The organism is Crossiella sp. CA-258035 (assembly GCF_030064675.1).
Lineage (GTDB): Bacteria > Actinomycetota > Actinomycetes > Mycobacteriales > Pseudonocardiaceae > Crossiella.
Genome location: NZ_CP116413.1, coordinates 4,118,881 through 4,133,220, shown reverse-complemented (window position 1 = coordinate 4,133,220; position 14,340 = coordinate 4,118,881). Strand labels below are relative to the sequence as shown.

The following is a 14,340-nucleotide window of genomic DNA, read 5'->3' as shown; positions in this document are numbered from 1 at the left end:
CAGCGGCCACACCGATCACGACTCCCGCGGACGGGGCTTGGGGGACACGGCCTAGCAGGGCGGTTGGAACTCCATCCCCGGGAAGTGCCGTTCCCACTCCTCGCGGCTGATCCGCGGATGGGCCACCGCGCAGATCCGGGCCGCCACCCGCTCCAGGTCGGTGTCCCACAACCGCACCGTGCGGTCGTTGCCGGTGGTGACCACCCTGGTGCCGTCCGGGCTGACCGCCACCCCCGGCACCGGTCCCTGGTGACCGACCAGCCGGGCCTGCTCCACCGGCGCGTGCGGATCGCTCAGGTCCCACACCCGCACCACACCGTCCTCGCCGCCGCCCACCAGGCGCCTGCCGTCGGGGGCGAAGGTCAGCGAGAACACCAGTGGCAGGCCGGAGATCACCGCCAGCTCGCCACCCTGGTCGCGCAGCCGCACGGAGCTGTCCGCGGGGTGGTAGCTGGCCAGGAGCCGGCCGTCCGGGCTCAGCGCGCCCACGTTGGCCGCGGCATCGCCCGCAGGTCGGGGCAGCTCGACCGGGCGGGCCGGGTCGGTGATGCGCCACTGGCGAACCGGGGTGTTCGTGGTCCACAGGGTCAGCACCGCATCGTCCGGGCTGAACGCGGTGGCCAGGTTGGTGTAGGGGGTTTCGGCGAACCGGGCCAGGACCCGGCGCTCGGCGAGGTCCCACAGGGTCACCGCGCTGAGGCCGACCGCGGCCAGCACCCGGCCGTCGTGGCTGAACCGCACCGTGGTGATCTCCCCGGTGTCGCCGGCCAGTGGTGGCAGCGCGCGCGGGGCGGCCGGGTCCGTGAGGTCCCACAACCACACCGAGCCGTCCTCGCTGGCCGCGGCGAGCAGGCGGTCACGGGGGTGGAAGGCGACGCCGCGGACGAAGGCGCCCGGTCCGGTCAGCTGGGCCAGCGGGCGCGGGTGGCGGGCGTCCCACAGCCGGACCGTGCGGTCCCAGCTGCCGGTGGCCAGCAGGGTGCCGTCGGGGCTGAAGGCGGCCGTGGTGACCACGTCCTCGTGCCCGGTGAGCGGCAGCTCGCGCAGGTCCTTGATCCACTGCGGGGTGGCCACGGTGTTGCCGTCCGGGGCGAAGGCGACCTGGTAGGTCCCGCCGGGCAGGGTGCTGACCTTGCGCGGCGCGGCCGGATCGGTCACCTCCCACAGCAGGGTGCTGCCGCTGCCGTTGGTGGCCAGCCTGCGCCCGTCCTTGCTGAAGGCCACCGACCACATGATGGTCTTGTGCTCGCCCAGGGTGGCCAGCGGCCGCAGGTCCGCGGTGCGCCACAGCCGCACGGTGTGGTCCCAGCTCGCGGTGGCCATGGTGGCGCCGTCGGGGCTGATCGCCACGCTCGGCACCGGGGCGGTGTGCCCGCTGACCTGGCCGCGCAGCCGGGGTGTGCCGCCCAGCTCCCACAGTCGGGCGGTGTGGTCGCCCGCGGTGGCCAGCAGGCCGCCGTCCCGGCTGTAGGTGACCGCGCTGACCGCGCCGGAGTGGCCGGGCAGGCTGCCGGTCTCCCTTGGCCCGCGCGGATCGCCGATGTCCCACAGCCGGGTCAGGCCGTCGCCGCCGCCGGTGGCCGCGCTCCGGCCGTCGGGGCTGAACGCCACCGAGCTCAGCGCGGCCGGGACGGTGGACAGCGGCAGCGGGACCCGCGGATCGCTGATCTCCCACAGCCGCAGCGCGCCCTGGTCCACGGTGGCCAGCAGCTTGCCGCCGGGGTGGAAGACCACCTCGCGGGCGGCCGCGGCCAGCGGGAGCACCGCCAGCTCGACCGGGCGGTTCGGGTTGGCGATGTCCCACAGGCGGACCGTGCGGTCCCGGCTCGCGGTGGCCGCGACCGGACCTGATGGCGCGTAGGCCACCGAGACCACCTCGCCGGTGTGCCCGGTGAACCGGCCGCGGTAGGGCGAGGTGAACGCGGCCAGCACCGCGTCGGCCAGCTCCGGGTGCGGGGAGCGGCGGTAGGCGGCCAGCCGCAGCTGCATGGCCAGCGCCGGTTCCTGCTCCTGCACGGTGATCGCCGAGGCCACCGCGTTGCGGCCGAGGGCGAGGTCGCGCTGCTCGGCCACCAGGTGGCGGGAGCGCACGGCGGCCAGGGTGGCCGTGCCGGCCAGCACCAGCAGCACCACCAGCAGGGTGGTCAGCCTGCGCCGGGTGCGCACCCGGCGCTGCCCGGCGGCCGTGCTGGCGCGCAGGAAGTCCCGTTCGCCCTCGGACAGCTCGGTGTCGTGCTCGGCGGCCCACTGCGCGGCCGCGCTGAGGCGCAGGCCGGAGTAGAGCGCGCCGCAGTCGTGGCCAAGACCGGCCCACTCGTGCGCGGCCTGGGTGAGCTGGCGGTGCAGGCGCAGCCCGGCCCGGTCCGCGGCGATCCACTCGGCCAGCCGGGGCCAGGCGCGCAGCAGGGCCTCGTGCGCGATCTCCACGGTGTCCCGGTCCAGCACCAGCAACCGGGCCTCCACCAGGGTCTCGATCGCGGCCTGGGCCGGTTTCGCCGCGCCGCCGAGCAGTTCGGCGTGCTGGACCCGGCGGCGCGCGGGCTCGTCCCGCTCGTCGATGCGGACCAGCCGCAGCAGCACCCGCCTGGCCGCGTCCTGCGCCTCGGGGCCGAGCTGGTCGTAGGCCCGTTCGGCCGCCGCCGCCACCGCGCCCTCGATCCCGCCGGTGAGCCGGTACCCGGCCACGGTCAGCGCCTCGGCGCCACGCTGCTGCCAGGTGCCCAGCAGCGCGTAGGACAGCAGCGGCAGCGCACCGGGGTCGTAGGTCGCGCCGGGGTCCTCCCCGGCCAGGCCCAAATCGCGCAGCAGCAGCTCGACCAGCCCCGGTTCCACGGTCAGCCCCGCGGTCCCGGCCGGTCCGGTGATGGCCTCGACGAGCTCCTGGCGGCACATCGCGCCCACGGTGAACTGGTTGTGCCGCAACGCTTCCAGCAGCTGCGGCTGGGCAAGGCAGGCGCCGAAGAAGTCCGCGCGCACACCCAGCACCACCAGCGTGCCTGCCTTGGCCGCCGCGCACAGGGCGGTGATGAACTCGCGGCGCTGCGCCGGATCCTCGCAGAGGGTGAAGACCTCCTCGAACTGGTCCACCACCAGCACCCCGCCCGGCTCGGGCAGCACCCGCATCGGCGCGGCGGTCGGGGTGAGCACCCGGACCGGCCCCGCCACCGGCAGCGCGCCCCGGCCCAGCGCGGGCACCAGCCCGGCCCGCAGCAGCGAGGACTTGCCCGCGCCGGAAACCCCGAACACCAGCAGCGGCAACCCGTTCGCCCTGGCCCCGGCCAGCCGCCCGAGCAGCGCGGCGGTGGCCCGCTCCCGGCCGTGGAACCAGTCGGCGTCCTCGGCCTCGAAGGCGGCCAGGCCCTGGTAGGGGCAGCGTGGGTGGTCCAGGCCGGCCAGCGCGGTCAGCTCACCGTCCGCGCCGAGGGCCTCGTCCAGCCTGCGGGCCAGGCCGGGGTTGACCGGTTTGCGGCCGTTCTCGATGTTGCTCAGATATCCCTTGCTGTAGTGCACCAGCTGCGCCACCTGGGTCAGGGACAGTCCCCGTTCGGTGCGCAGCCCGCGTAGCCCAGCACCGAAACCCGTCGCCTCCGCCAACCCGTTCCTCCTGATCAACTGGGGTATCCCGGAGGAGCCTAGGCAGGGATACGGGCAACCACTGCTCCCCATCGGGCAGATCACCGAACGTTGTTGAGGCCAGCCGGGCCACGAACCCGGATGACAACGACACAAGGGGATCGACCATGCGACGCAGAATGACCGCAGCCGCCCTGGCACTGGGCCTGTCCGGCTTCGCCATCGGGGTGGTGGCGCCGGTCGCCCAGGCCGCGCCCGCGCCAGCCTTCCAGATCCAGAGCCTGCACAACGGCGGCTGCCTGACCGTGGACGACGCCGACAACGTCCGCATGACCGGCTGCGACCCCGGCGGCTTCAACGCCCACCAGATGTGGAAGATCGACGGGGAGAAGATCCGCAGCGCGCTCAACGGGCGCTGCCTGGACGTCAAGCACGGCCAGGTCAACGGCGCGGTGCAGGCCACCGGCGCCTGCCACAACCACGCCAACCAGCGCTGGCAGTGGAACGGCGACATCCACGCCAACGCCTTCGTGCGCACCCTGAGCACCCTGCAGGTGATGGGCATCGAGGACGGCGGCGGTGGCGGCGGCATCAACATGCGCGACGAGGTCCCCGGCGCGGCCTGGCAGAAGTGGAAGCAGGTCGTGGTCTGACGCCTGCGCCGTCAACCCGGTCCGGGCGGCTCCACCTGGTATCCCAGGGAGTCCGCCCGGCCCGGACGGCTACCCGGCCTCGACCGGGCGGGCCGGCCGGAAGCCAACGTGGTGACCAAGACCGCCTCCAGCCCCGCGACCGGGTCGCCGTCGCGGCGCCGGACCTCCGCCGTCGGCGGTCGCAGGTCCAGCACCGGGACCTCGGCCTCCGGATCGGTGTGGTGCACGGCCAGGCCGTCGCACTCCAGGGTCGCGGCCAGCACGTGCATCCGGGTCCCCCTCCGCCATTCGCGCATCCTAGCGTTTTCCCGCACCCCATTGCGATGCGCTTCTGGAATTAATTCAGTCGGCCTATCGGACCTCGATTTACCCAGTGACACCAGCACAAGCTAGTGACGCCGACTGTTCTGCGCTATCTTGACCGGAATGCCGGATGACGATTCGCCAGCAAATGGACGTGTCAATTCACAGCCTGCCAGAGATTCGCGCCCGTTGTGGGTATCCGAAAAACCTGGAGAGGCCCACATGGACCTGTTCGCCCCATGATCAGCGTCGTGATCCCGACCAGGGACCGCACCACCCGCCTGCACCTGACCCTGTCCGCGCTGCTGGCGCAGACCCTGGACCGGGACTCCTTCGAGGTGCTGCTGGTCGATGACGCGCCCCGGCCCGGCGCGGTGCAGACGGTGCTGGCCGCGCTGCCCACCGGCCTGCCGCTGCGCCTGGCCCGCTCCGGCGGCCGGGGCGTGGCCGCGGCCCGCAACACCGGAGCCGGCCTGGCCCTCGGCGACCTGCTGCTGTTCCTGGACGACGACACCCTGGCCGACCCGGACCTGCTGCGCGCACACCTGGCCGCGCACACCGCGCCGCCACCGTTGTCCTTCACCCACACCGTCGCGCACAGCCGGGTCACCGACCTCACCGCCTTCCTGTTCACCGCCGACCCGCTGCGCTTCAGCCGAACCCTCTCCGGCGCCCGTGGCCGCACCCTCGCCCCCGCCGACCTGCCCGCCCTCCCCCGGCTGTCCCGCACCCTCGGCCCGCGCCGCTCCTTCATCGAGGGCGTGGCCCGCGCGGTCACCGGTGTCCCCGCCTACCACGAGCTGCGCTGGCTGGCCTGTGTCGGCACCGGCACCAGCATGTCCAGGACGCTGTTCGAGCGCGCCGGTGGTTTCGACGAGGGCTTCGGCGCGCTGTGGGGCGGCGAGGACCTCGAGCTCGGTCTGCGACTGGCCGCGGCCGGCGCGGAGTTCCGGCTGCTGGACCCCGCCGCGTTCCACCTGCCGCAGGCCCGCCACCACACCGGCGCGGACCTGCGGCTGTTCTGGGCCCTGGTGGCGCAACGACATGGCAGGCCGCGGCTGGAGCGGGTCGGCGACTTCCTGCGCGGCGGCATCAGCCTGGACCAGCTCGCCGCCGAGCTCGCCCCCGCCCCGCAGGCCGCGCCATGACCAGGGTCGCGATCATCGGCTGCGGCCGGGTGTGCCAGCGCTACCACCTGCCCTTCATCGACGCCCGCCCGGACCTGGAGCTGGTCGGGGCCTGCGACCGCAACCCGGCCCGCACCGCCCAGCTGTTCGCCAACGAGCCCGGCGTGCACGTCGGCGGCTCCGTGCACGAGATCCTGGACCGCACCAACCCCGATGTGCTGGTGGTCTGCACCCCCAACAACGACCACGTCGCCCCCGCCCTGACCGCCCTCAGCGCGGGCATCGCGGTCCTGTCGGAAAAACCACTGGCCGCCGACATCGAGCAGGCCAGGCTGTTCGCCGCGCACGCCACCGGCGACCCGCTCTTCGGCGTCAACCTGCCCTACCGCTTCCACGAGCTGCTGCCCCCGTTCGCCGAGGCGGTGCGCGGCAGCGAGGTCACCGGCATCGAGTTCGGCATGAGCACCCCCGGCGACCGCCTGTGGCGCGCCTTCACCCCGTGGTACCGCGATCCCCGGCTGGCCGGCGGCGGCGCGTTGCTGGACCTGGGCACCCACGCCCTCGACGTGCTGCGCACCGTCTTCGGCGAGCCGGAGCTCCGCACCTGCTCGGTGGCCGGCGGCCCGGTCGAGGAACGCGCCGAGTTGACCCTGTCCTTCGCCGGCGTCCCCGCCGCGCTGCGGGTGGACCGGTCCGCGCGCACCGTCACCATGGCGATCACCGCGCACACCACCGAGGGCAAGCACCTGCTGGACTTCCGGCGAGGCGAGCTCCGCCTGGCCGACGGCACGATCCGCCAAGCCACCCGCCGCCCCGAACTCGCGGCCATGACCGCCTTCTACAACGCGGTCGGCGGCGGCCCCGGCGCGGTGGTCCCGGCCGCGGAGGCACTGCACCTCCAGGAGTTGGTGATCGCGGCCTACCACCTGGCCGGGTCACCCTGACGCGCCAGTGTTCTCGCTGCGCCCCGGCCCGATCCGCCCTAGCCTGGGCGTTATGGCCGAACAGGAAGAGGTCCAGGTCGACGAGCTGTGCTCCTACGCGGTGGACGTGTGGGTGCGCGATCCGGCGATCCTGGTGGACGAGACCGCGCTGGTGGAGCTGCTGCGCTCGGCGGCCACCGCCGGCAACGCGACCATCCTCGGCGAGACCGGGCACGTCTTCCCCAACGGCGCGGTGACCGCGGTGCTGGTGCTGTCCCAGTCCCACCTGAGCATCCACACCTGGCCGGAGTTCAGCCTGGCCAACATCGACCTGCTCGCCTACGGCAGGCTCAACGCCGAGCTCATGCTGGAAAAGATCGAAAAGGGCCTCAACCCGACCCGCATCAACGTGGCCCGCCTGCTCCGCGCGGTCCGCTAGGCCGTGTCGCGCATGCCGCGTCTGCGGGAGTCGTGATCGGTTTGGCCGCTGGCGGTGCGGCCGGGACGCCCTCATACCGGACCGTATTCGGGCGTTCCGGCCGTGCCGCCAGCGGCCGAACCGGCGCGGCTACCGCGGGCGCGACATGCGCGACACGGCCTAGGCGGGTGGCAGGTACTTGGGCGCCAGGAACTCCTCGATCGGCCGCGGCCCCACGTACTGCCGGCATGGGCACTGCGCATAGGTGGTGCCGACGTAGGTGCCGTCCTTGCCGTAGGAGTCCTTCCGCTGCACCTCGGCGTGGCAGTTGCCGTTCTCCGGGTCGTGCATGGCCAGGGAGTGGCCGCAGCCGCAGTCAGCGGTGAGCGGCTTCGGCTCGCGCTTGCGCCGGGTCAGCAGACCGGCGACGTAGCCGAACAGCAGCAGTCCCCCACCGACGACGAGTGAGATCGGATCCATCGAACGCCACCTCGGCCGCAAGGGTTTCGCTGACCCGGTCATGATACTGAGCGGACCGGCACCAGGGACCGCCACGGCTCCGCGGGCCGATCGGCCAGGAAACGCAGCAGGCTCAACAGCCGCGCATACGGCGGCGCGGTCCAGTGCCGCTGATCCGGGCGCGGCCCCGGATCGCGCAACCGGCCCAGCGTCCAGGACAGGTGGTGCCAGAGGATGCGGGCGGCCCAGGTGGCATCGCCCCAGTCGATGAGGGTGGTGGAGTTGTGGTGCGTCAACAGGTTCCGCGGGGTGAGGTCGCCGTGCACGAGGACCGGTTCGGCGTCGGGGCGGTGGGCGTCCAGGTGGTCGAACCAGGCGGTGAGCCAGTGGGCGCTGGCGGGGTCGAGGTGGCCTGCGGTGGCCAGGTGGTCGGCCAGGTGGCGGGGGTCGCGGCCGGGGACCTCGGCAGGGACGCCGGGGATCGGGGTGGCCGGGGTGATGCGGTGCAGGCGGGAGAGGTGGTGGCCCAGGGCGTGCAGGGCGGCGGGGTTCTAGGCGACCAGGGCCGGGGTGGCGACGCCGGCAGCGCGGACCACCGGGATGACGGCGGCTTCCTTGTGCAGGTCGGCCGGGTTGCCGCGGGGGATGCGCAGGACCAGGTCGGGGCCGAGCTGGTAGACGTGGTTGGCCTCGCCGGGCGGCAGTGGGCGGAGGTCCGCCGCGGCGTGGCCGTGCTTGGCCGCGATCCGGGCGAGCACGCGTGGGTCGGCTGGCACGGTTCCTGATCCTGGCCGATGGTGGGAACGGTCGCGACGGGGTATTCCCAGGAGATGACCCAGCCGACGCCTCCGCCACCGCCGCCGCTGCAGCCCGAACCGCAGCCGGTCCCGCCCATCCCGGTGCCGGACCCGGTGCCGCCCCAGCCGAACCCCGGACCGGCCCCGCAGCCGACGCCCAGCCCTGCCCCGCCGAACCCGGAACCCGGTACGCCCCAACCACTTCCGACCCCGGACCCGGACCCGGGGCACCCCCTGCCCACCCCGCCCATCCCGCCACCGGAGCCCGGCCTCAGTCAGGCGTGAACCCCGGGTGGTCGCTGAGTGCCACCACCTGGTCCGCGTCCAGCGGCACCCGGTCCAGTCTCGGCCCGCCCCGCCAGAACCGCGACGGCCGCTCATCGGCCCCGTCCAGCGAGCGCACCGTCAGCGCCAGCTTCTGGTCGGCGCGGTACCGCTCGGCCGTGATGGCCCGCCGTTCGGTGTTCCCGCTGCGGTCGACCATGGACACGGTGTCGCCGTTCGGGCGGGGCAGGATGCGGCAGTGTGGCCGGTCGGGTTTGAGGCAGCCCGGTTCGCCTGAGGTGATCGGTGGGCTGTCGAAGGTGACCAGGACGGTGCCGTAGCCGGTGCCGTCGGTGACCAGGGCGCCGATCTCGTAGTGGCGGGCGGACAGGACGGGCTCGACCGCGGAGTTCGTCCGCACCACGCGCAGGCCTGGTGGCAGGGCCCGGCGCAGTTCCTCTTCCAGGCGGGGTGAGCGCTGAAGGGTGGTGCCGGGGACGTCCTCCAGGTTGTCCGGGCGGGGCACCGGTGACCTGCCGGGTTGGTCGATGGCCGCGACCGCGGGGGCAGGGGCGGGCGGGCGTGGTGGCGGGCCGGTGCAGGCAGCCACCGACAGCGCCAGCGCCGCCGCGACTCCCATCAGCCGCAGCGGTTGCCGTGCGGTGATCTCCGCAAGTCCCATACGCCCCAGTCTCTTCCGGCGCCCGGGCGTGGTCAGCCCGACAGCCCTCTCTCGGCGGTTTTCGCTCTTCCTGCCCCACCCTACTAACTTCGGTCGACACTGAAACCACAGTGCCCGCGAACGCCTGCGGACTGGCAGTATCGGGCGGTCACATTTCCTTGGGGGAAGGTCGTTTCGACATGTCTGATCTTGACGGGCGGATCGTGGTGGTCACCGGAGCCAGCGCTGGGGTCGGGGCAGCCGGGGCGCGGCAGCTCAGCAGGCTCGGGGCCACCGTCGCGGTGGTCGGGCGGTCGCCGGCGAAGACCGCGGCGGTGGCGGAAGAGGTTGGCGGGCAACCGTTCGTGGCCGACTTCAGCAGGCTGGCGGAGGTCCGGCGGCTGGCCGGGGAGCTGCTGGCGCACTATCCGGTGATCGACGTGCTGGTCAACAACGCGGGCCGGCAGGTCAGCAGGCGCACCCTCAGCGCGGACGGCCACGAGCTGACCTTCCAGACCAACTACCTCGCCCCGTTCCTGCTCACCCACCTGCTCGCCCCGGCACTGGGCAGCGCGCGGGTGATCTCCACCGCCAGCGCGGCGCACTCCTGGGCGCGGCTGGACCTCGACGACCTCGACTCCGCCCGCGGCCGCTACCGCAGCACCCGCGCCTACGCCTGCTCCAAGCTCGGCAATGTGCTCTTCACCCAGGAACTCGCCCGGCGGGCCGCCGGCAGCGGGCTCACCGCCTCCTCCTTCCACCCCGGACTGGTCGCCAGCGAGTTCTTCCGCAACGACGGGGTGTTCGGGCTGTTCGGCAAGGTGATGATCCACTCGCCGCTGGGCAGGCGGCTGGCGGTCAGCCCGGACCAGGGGGCCGCGCCGCTGGTGCACCTGGCCACCGCGGCGGCGGAGTCGGTCAACGGCGCCTACTTCCACCTGATGCGCCGTCAGCCGCCCAAGGGCCCTCAGCCGCACGATCCGGCGTTCGGGCAGGAGCTGTGGCAGCGCACGCTGAAACTGCTCGAACTCGATCCGGTCTGGTGATAGCGTGCCCCGGCGACCCGTTCTGGGGCGAGACCCGGGCCTGGCGTTCGACCGGCCGAGGGAGCAGTTCACACACAGCTGACAGTGGCGCGCGCCGCTGTGGGGGAGCTTTGTCATGGACTTCGACGTAGTGGTGGTCGGCGGCGGCACGGCGGGACTGACCGCGGCCATGATGCTGGCCAGGGCCCATCGCCGGGTGCTGGTGCTGGACGCGGGCGAGCCGCGCAACGCGCCCTCGGCGCACCTGCACGGCTTCCTGGGCCAGGACGGCACCCCGCCCGCCGAGCTGCTGGCCACCGGCCGGGCCGAGGTGGCCAGGTACGGCGGCGAGCTGCGCGCCGAGCGGGTGCACACGATCGAGCCTGCCGAGGGCGGGTTCCGCGTTCGACTGTCCACAGAGGACTTGACCAGCCGGAACCTGGTGGTGGCCACCGGGTTGCGCGATGAGCTGCCGGAGATCGGTGGCCTGCGCGAGCGCTGGGGCCGGGATGTGCTGCACTGCCCGTACTGCCACGGTCACGAGGTCAGGGACTCCCCGATCGCCGTGCTGGGCGGGGACAACCGGCCGTTCACCCTGCATCAGGCGGTGCTGATCCGGCAGTGGTCGGCCGACGTGGTCTTCTTCCCGCACCGGATCGTCCTGACTGAGCCGGAGCGGGAACGGTTGTCCGCCAGGGGAATCCGGGTGATCGAGGGCGAGGTGGCCAGGGTGCGGACCGAGGAGGACCGGGTCAGCGCGGTGGAGCTGGCCGACGGCCGGGTGGAGCCGCGCCGCGCGGTGTTCGTCGGGCCGCGGTTCCTGCCACGGGACGAGCTGCTGACCAAGCTGGGCTGCCGGGTCGGCGACAACGGCTGGGTCAGTGTGGACGGCGCGGGCCGGACCAGCGTGCCGGGGGTGTGGGCGGCCGGGAACGTGGTGAGCGAGAGCGCGCAGGCGATCCAGGCCGCCGCGGCCGGGTCGGTGACCGCGATCGCGATCAACCACCACCTGCTGGCCGAGGACATCGAACGGGAGCTGGCCGTGTTGCGCGGCTAGTCCAGGCCGAGTTGCCTGCGCCCCAACGGGTTCAGCTCCGCCAGTCCCGGTCGGCCGGTCCAGGTGGTCTCGTAGTCCTCGGCGGCGAAGTCGGCCGGGCTGGCGCCGGTCAGGAAGGCCTGACCGCAGCGGGCGGCGTACTCGGCGTTCTTCGGGCAGTGCGGGCTGGCCGGGATGTACATGACGTTGGCCCAGCCCCGCTGGCCGGTCACCGGGCCGACGGAGTGGATCAGGTCGCCGTGCCACCACACCGTGTCGCCCGGTTCGACCGCCGGGATCGGGGTCAGCGCGGGCAGCAGCAGGCTGTGCCAGCGTTCGCTGATCGGCAGGGCCTGGCCGTTGGCCGCGCCGCACAGGTCGTCCTCGGCCACGTCGTCCTGCAGGGCGCGCAGCAGCAGGTAGGCCATGGCCGAGGGGATCGGGACCACGTGCAGCACCCCCTCGGTCGGGGCCATCTCGGAGAGCGCGGTCCAGCCCTGGAAGGTGCGGAAGGCCGAGCACATCACCGTGGAGGGGTACTCGTGCACCTCGGTGCGGTAGGCGCCGTCCCACGGGTCGTAGCGCAGCGGGTCGGCGCTGAAGACGTGCCGGAACACCTGCTGGTAGGCGGGCAGCAGCCAGCGTTCCACCGAGCCGGAGTCGGTGTGCGGGGACAGACCCGCGGAGCTGGCGCCGGGTGCGCGGCGGCGGACCCGGTCGGGGTAGGCGGTGTCGCGGGCCGGGTCGAACCAGACCCGGCCCTCGGACTCGTGCCGCCAGAAGCCGTTGAGGAAGGTGCGCACCGCGGCCATGTTCGGGTCCGAGCGCGCCGCCAACTGCGGGCCGGACCAGTAGATCGGGAAGATCGACGGCTTGCCCGCGGCCAGGCCGCCGAAGACGCCGTCGTCCAGGTAGCGGTAGCTGCGCTCGAAGTCGTTGCGCGCCAGGTAGTCCACCAGTTCGGCGTCCCAGGCTTCGGCGCGCTCGCGCGGGAAGGTGCCGCGGATGACCGCGCAGCCGCGGCGGCGGATCGCCGCGCGCTGGGCTTCGGTGGCCCGGTCCAGCTCGGCCAGCTCCAGCACCGGCCAGACCTGCTCGCCGCGTTCGCGCTGGGCGACCACGGCCGCGACCTCCTCCCGCATCCGCGCCTCCACCTGGGCGAATGCGGCGCGGACGTCGCCGATGCGGGCGCGCAGCTCGGTCTTGGCCGCGCGGATGGCGGCCGGGAAGTCAGCGGGTGCGGTACTTGGTCCCATTTGGTAACCTCACCTAACTAGATGCTGGTGGCAGGCTAGGCCGGTGACCCGAGACAGCGCAAGAGCCCTCCCGCAGTCGGTGCTCCGCACGGGCACCGACACACGGCTGCTCGCCGAGGTGATCACCCGCGGCCGGGTGACCAGGGCGGAGCTGGCCGCGGTCACCGGGATCTCCAAGCCGACGGTGTCGGAGTCGGTGCGCCGCCTGGTCGACTCCGGTTTGCTGGACGCCACCGGGCTGGCCGAGACCGGGCGGCGCGGCCGGGTCGGCACCTTCTACGAGCTGGGCGTGGCCGCGGGCTGGGTGCTCGCGGTGGTGCTGGACCAGTCCGGAATCCGGGCCCAGTCAGCGGATCTGGCCGGAGCCATCCGGCGGGAGCACCTGCGGCCACCGGGGAAACCGGGTGACAGCAAGGCTTTGGCCGCCGCCCTGCGCGAGGTGGTCCGGGAGGCGCAGGCGGCGCAACGGCGTGGACCGCTGCGGGCGGTGGGGGTTTCGGTGGCCAACCCGGTCGCGCCCGGCTCGCGCGAGGTGGTCGCGCTGCCCGGTTCGCCGTTCCCGGAGGGCCTGGTCAGCCCGGCGGAGGTGCTGGCCGAGGTGACCGGTGCGCCGGTGCTGGTGGACAACGACGTGAACCTGGCCGCGCTGGCCGAACACCGCGGTGGCGGCGCGGTCGGCGCGGAGAGCTTCGCCTACGTCTACGTCGGCGCGGGCCTGGGTGTCGGATTGTGCCTGGGGGACAAGCTGATCCGCGGCGCGCACGGCCTGGCCGGGGAGATCGGCTACCTGCCGGGCCGTGGCGAGGGCACCCTGGCCGCCGAGCTAGCGGCCGCCGGGTTCGGCCGCGGTGACGTGCACGCGGTGCTGGAGTTGTTGTCCGGCAAGGACAACGCGGCCCGGCGCAAGGCGATCGGCACGCTCAGCGCCGCGATCGCCCGCGTGGTGGCCTCGGTGACCGCGGTGGTCGATCCGGGCCTGGTGCTGCTGGGCGGCCCGGTGGGCACCCATCCCGCACTGCTCGAACCGGTGCGCGCGGCGGTGGCCCAGCGCTCCCCCGCGCCGGTCCGGCTCAGCCACGGCACCCTCGGCTCGGCCGCCCCCGCGCACGGGGCCTTGCAGCTGGCACTGGAACACGCCAGGTCAGCGGCGGTGCGCCCGGCTCACTGACGTCGGCGGTCCAGGTACAGCGCGAGGCCGTCGAGCAGGCGCTCCAGCCCGAACTCGAACTCCTCCTGCACGTAGACCTCCTCGCCCAGCTCCTCGGTGATCGCGAGCAGCCGGGAACAGCCCTCGGCCGCGCTGACCCGCTCCCGCCACCAGCCGGTGGTGGCCTTGGTGTCGGGCACCGCGTCCCCGCCCAGCCACACCATGGCCAGCCCGTGGCCGTGACTGGTGACCACGCCGAGCAGGTAGAGCCGCTCGCGCGCGGACAGGCCGAGGCCGTCGAAGCTGGCCAGCGCCCACTCCATGTTGGCCATCAGGTTGGGACCCAGCGGCGGCCGGGCGGTGGCGGTCGCGGCCAGCATCCACGGGTGCGCGAAGAAGGACCGCCAGTCCTGCCGGGCCACCGCGGCCAGCGACTCCCGCCAGTGCCCAGGGCGCGGCTCGGGGTAGGCGTACTCCCCCGCCACCCGGTCGATCATCAGCTCGACCAGCTTCTCCCGGTTGGCCACGTGCCGGTACAGCGCCATGCCGGAGGCGCCCAGGCGCTGGCCGACCCCGCGCATGGTCACCGCGTCCAGGCCGCCCTCATCGGCCAGCTCGATCGCGGTGGACACGATCAGCTCCTGGCTCAGGCCGGGTCGCCGGGTCGCCGTCTCGCGCATGCTCCTCCACTCAGTTGC

At 73.6% G+C, this 14,340-nt stretch carries 15 protein-coding genes; 7 read left to right on the top strand and 8 right to left on the bottom strand.

Annotation, left to right across the window (positions count from 1 at the left end):
* Nucleotides 1-51: 51 nt before the first annotated feature.
* Entirely contained in the window at nt 52-3,594 is a 3,543-nt protein-coding gene (locus tag N8J89_RS18860; protein ID WP_283665679.1) for an nSTAND1 domain-containing NTPase, read from the bottom strand.
* A gap of 146 nt (nt 3,595-3,740) precedes the next feature.
* Between N8J89_RS18860 and N8J89_RS18855 the strand changes: the two genes are divergently transcribed.
* Nucleotides 3,741-4,226 carry an RICIN domain-containing protein gene (locus tag N8J89_RS18855; protein WP_283665678.1) on the top strand — a complete coding sequence of 162 codons (486 nt, stop codon included), beginning with the start codon at nt 3,741-3,743 and terminating at the stop codon, nt 4,224-4,226.
* An 11-nt stretch (nt 4,227-4,237) separates the two neighbouring features.
* On the opposite strand, the gene N8J89_RS18850 is transcribed toward N8J89_RS18855, so the two are convergent.
* The gene (locus N8J89_RS18850) at nt 4,238-4,495 is read right to left on the bottom strand and encodes a hypothetical protein (protein ID WP_283665677.1); all 258 of its coding nucleotides are present in this window, start codon (nt 4,493-4,495) and stop codon (nt 4,238-4,240) included.
* Between the two features lie 273 nt (nt 4,496-4,768).
* Between N8J89_RS18850 and N8J89_RS18845 the strand changes: the two genes are divergently transcribed.
* The 3 genes from N8J89_RS18845 to N8J89_RS18835 are packed head-to-tail and all read left to right on the top strand — an operon-like array spanning nt 4,769 to nt 7,018.
* On the top strand, nt 4,769-5,677 hold the full coding sequence (locus N8J89_RS18845; protein ID WP_283665676.1) for a glycosyltransferase family 2 protein: 909 nt from the start codon (nt 4,769-4,771) through the stop codon (nt 5,675-5,677).
* Nucleotides 5,674-6,600 carry a Gfo/Idh/MocA family protein gene (locus N8J89_RS18840; protein ID WP_283665675.1) on the top strand — a complete coding sequence of 309 codons (927 nt, stop codon included), beginning with the start codon at nt 5,674-5,676 and terminating at the stop codon, nt 6,598-6,600. The genes N8J89_RS18845 and N8J89_RS18840 overlap by 4 nt, the downstream gene beginning before the upstream one ends.
* Before the next feature lie 52 nt (nt 6,601-6,652).
* A complete protein-coding gene (locus N8J89_RS18835; protein ID WP_252478600.1) occupies nt 6,653-7,018 on the top strand; it encodes an S-adenosylmethionine decarboxylase family protein in 366 nt (121 codons plus the stop codon).
* A 159-nt stretch (nt 7,019-7,177) separates the two neighbouring features.
* Here N8J89_RS18835 and N8J89_RS18830 read toward each other — a convergent pair whose 3' ends face one another.
* From N8J89_RS18830 to N8J89_RS18815, 4 genes are all read right to left on the bottom strand, one after another.
* Entirely contained in the window at nt 7,178-7,477 is a 300-nt protein-coding gene (locus tag N8J89_RS18830) for a hypothetical protein (protein ID WP_283665674.1), read from the bottom strand.
* A gap of 38 nt (nt 7,478-7,515) precedes the next feature.
* On the bottom strand, nt 7,516-7,995 hold the full coding sequence (locus tag N8J89_RS18825) for a phosphotransferase family protein (RefSeq protein ID WP_283666196.1): 480 nt from the start codon (nt 7,993-7,995) through the stop codon (nt 7,516-7,518).
* Nucleotides 7,996-8,007: 12 nt separating this feature from the next.
* Nucleotides 8,008-8,232, bottom strand: a complete 225-nt coding sequence (locus N8J89_RS18820) for a phosphotransferase (protein WP_283665673.1) — start codon at nt 8,230-8,232, stop codon at nt 8,008-8,010.
* Between the two features lie 292 nt (nt 8,233-8,524).
* Nucleotides 8,525-9,199 carry a hypothetical protein gene (locus N8J89_RS18815; protein WP_283665672.1) on the bottom strand — a complete coding sequence of 225 codons (675 nt, stop codon included), beginning with the start codon at nt 9,197-9,199 and terminating at the stop codon, nt 8,525-8,527.
* Between the two features lie 179 nt (nt 9,200-9,378).
* Between N8J89_RS18815 and N8J89_RS18810 the strand changes: the two genes are divergently transcribed.
* Together N8J89_RS18810 and N8J89_RS18805 are read left to right on the top strand one after the other, a co-directional pair.
* A complete protein-coding gene (locus tag N8J89_RS18810; protein WP_283665671.1) occupies nt 9,379-10,224 on the top strand; it encodes an SDR family NAD(P)-dependent oxidoreductase in 846 nt (281 codons plus the stop codon).
* Nucleotides 10,225-10,339: 115 nt separating this feature from the next.
* Nucleotides 10,340-11,260 (top strand): NAD(P)/FAD-dependent oxidoreductase, encoded by a 921-nt coding sequence (locus N8J89_RS18805; RefSeq protein WP_283665670.1) that lies wholly within the window; start codon nt 10,340-10,342, stop codon nt 11,258-11,260.
* Here N8J89_RS18805 and N8J89_RS18800 read toward each other — a convergent pair.
* Nucleotides 11,257-12,495, bottom strand: coding sequence for a YbiU family protein (locus N8J89_RS18800; RefSeq protein WP_283665669.1), 1,239 nt, complete (start codon nt 12,493-12,495; stop codon nt 11,257-11,259). The genes N8J89_RS18805 and N8J89_RS18800 overlap by 4 nt on opposite strands.
* A 43-nt stretch (nt 12,496-12,538) precedes the next feature.
* Between N8J89_RS18800 and N8J89_RS18795 the strand changes: the two genes are divergently transcribed.
* Nucleotides 12,539-13,663 carry an ROK family transcriptional regulator gene (locus N8J89_RS18795; protein WP_283665668.1) on the top strand — a complete coding sequence of 375 codons (1,125 nt, stop codon included), beginning with the start codon at nt 12,539-12,541 and terminating at the stop codon, nt 13,661-13,663.
* Here N8J89_RS18795 and N8J89_RS18790 read toward each other — a convergent pair.
* Nucleotides 13,657-14,322: a TetR/AcrR family transcriptional regulator gene (locus N8J89_RS18790; protein WP_283665667.1), complete on the bottom strand. Its 666-nt coding sequence runs from the start codon at nt 14,320-14,322 to the stop codon at nt 13,657-13,659. The two genes, N8J89_RS18795 and N8J89_RS18790, sit on opposite strands and share 7 nt — an antisense overlap.
* Between the last annotated feature and the right edge of the window lie 18 nt (nt 14,323-14,340).

What these genes read in the sequence shown, in the direction of transcription:
- N8J89_RS18855 (WP_283665678.1), top strand. Translation starts at nt 3,741, where the DNA reads ATGCGACGCAGAATGACCGCAGCCGCCCTGGCACTGGGCCTGTCCGGC.
- N8J89_RS18850 (WP_283665677.1), bottom strand. Translation starts at nt 4,495, where the DNA reads ATGCACGTGCTGGCCGCGACCCTGGAGTGCGACGGCCTGGCCGTGCAC.
- N8J89_RS18845 (WP_283665676.1), top strand. Translation starts at nt 4,769, where the DNA reads ATGATCAGCGTCGTGATCCCGACCAGGGACCGCACCACCCGCCTGCAC.
- N8J89_RS18840 (WP_283665675.1), top strand. Translation starts at nt 5,674, where the DNA reads ATGACCAGGGTCGCGATCATCGGCTGCGGCCGGGTGTGCCAGCGCTAC.
- N8J89_RS18835 (WP_252478600.1), top strand. Translation starts at nt 6,653, where the DNA reads ATGGCCGAACAGGAAGAGGTCCAGGTCGACGAGCTGTGCTCCTACGCG.
- N8J89_RS18830 (WP_283665674.1), bottom strand. Translation starts at nt 7,477, where the DNA reads ATGGATCCGATCTCACTCGTCGTCGGTGGGGGACTGCTGCTGTTCGGC.
- N8J89_RS18815 (WP_283665672.1), bottom strand. Translation starts at nt 9,199, where the DNA reads ATGGGACTTGCGGAGATCACCGCACGGCAACCGCTGCGGCTGATGGGA.
- N8J89_RS18810 (WP_283665671.1), top strand. Translation starts at nt 9,379, where the DNA reads ATGTCTGATCTTGACGGGCGGATCGTGGTGGTCACCGGAGCCAGCGCT.
- N8J89_RS18805 (WP_283665670.1), top strand. Translation starts at nt 10,340, where the DNA reads ATGGACTTCGACGTAGTGGTGGTCGGCGGCGGCACGGCGGGACTGACC.
- N8J89_RS18800 (WP_283665669.1), bottom strand. Translation starts at nt 12,495, where the DNA reads ATGGGACCAAGTACCGCACCCGCTGACTTCCCGGCCGCCATCCGCGCG.
- N8J89_RS18790 (WP_283665667.1), bottom strand. Translation starts at nt 14,322, where the DNA reads ATGCGCGAGACGGCGACCCGGCGACCCGGCCTGAGCCAGGAGCTGATC.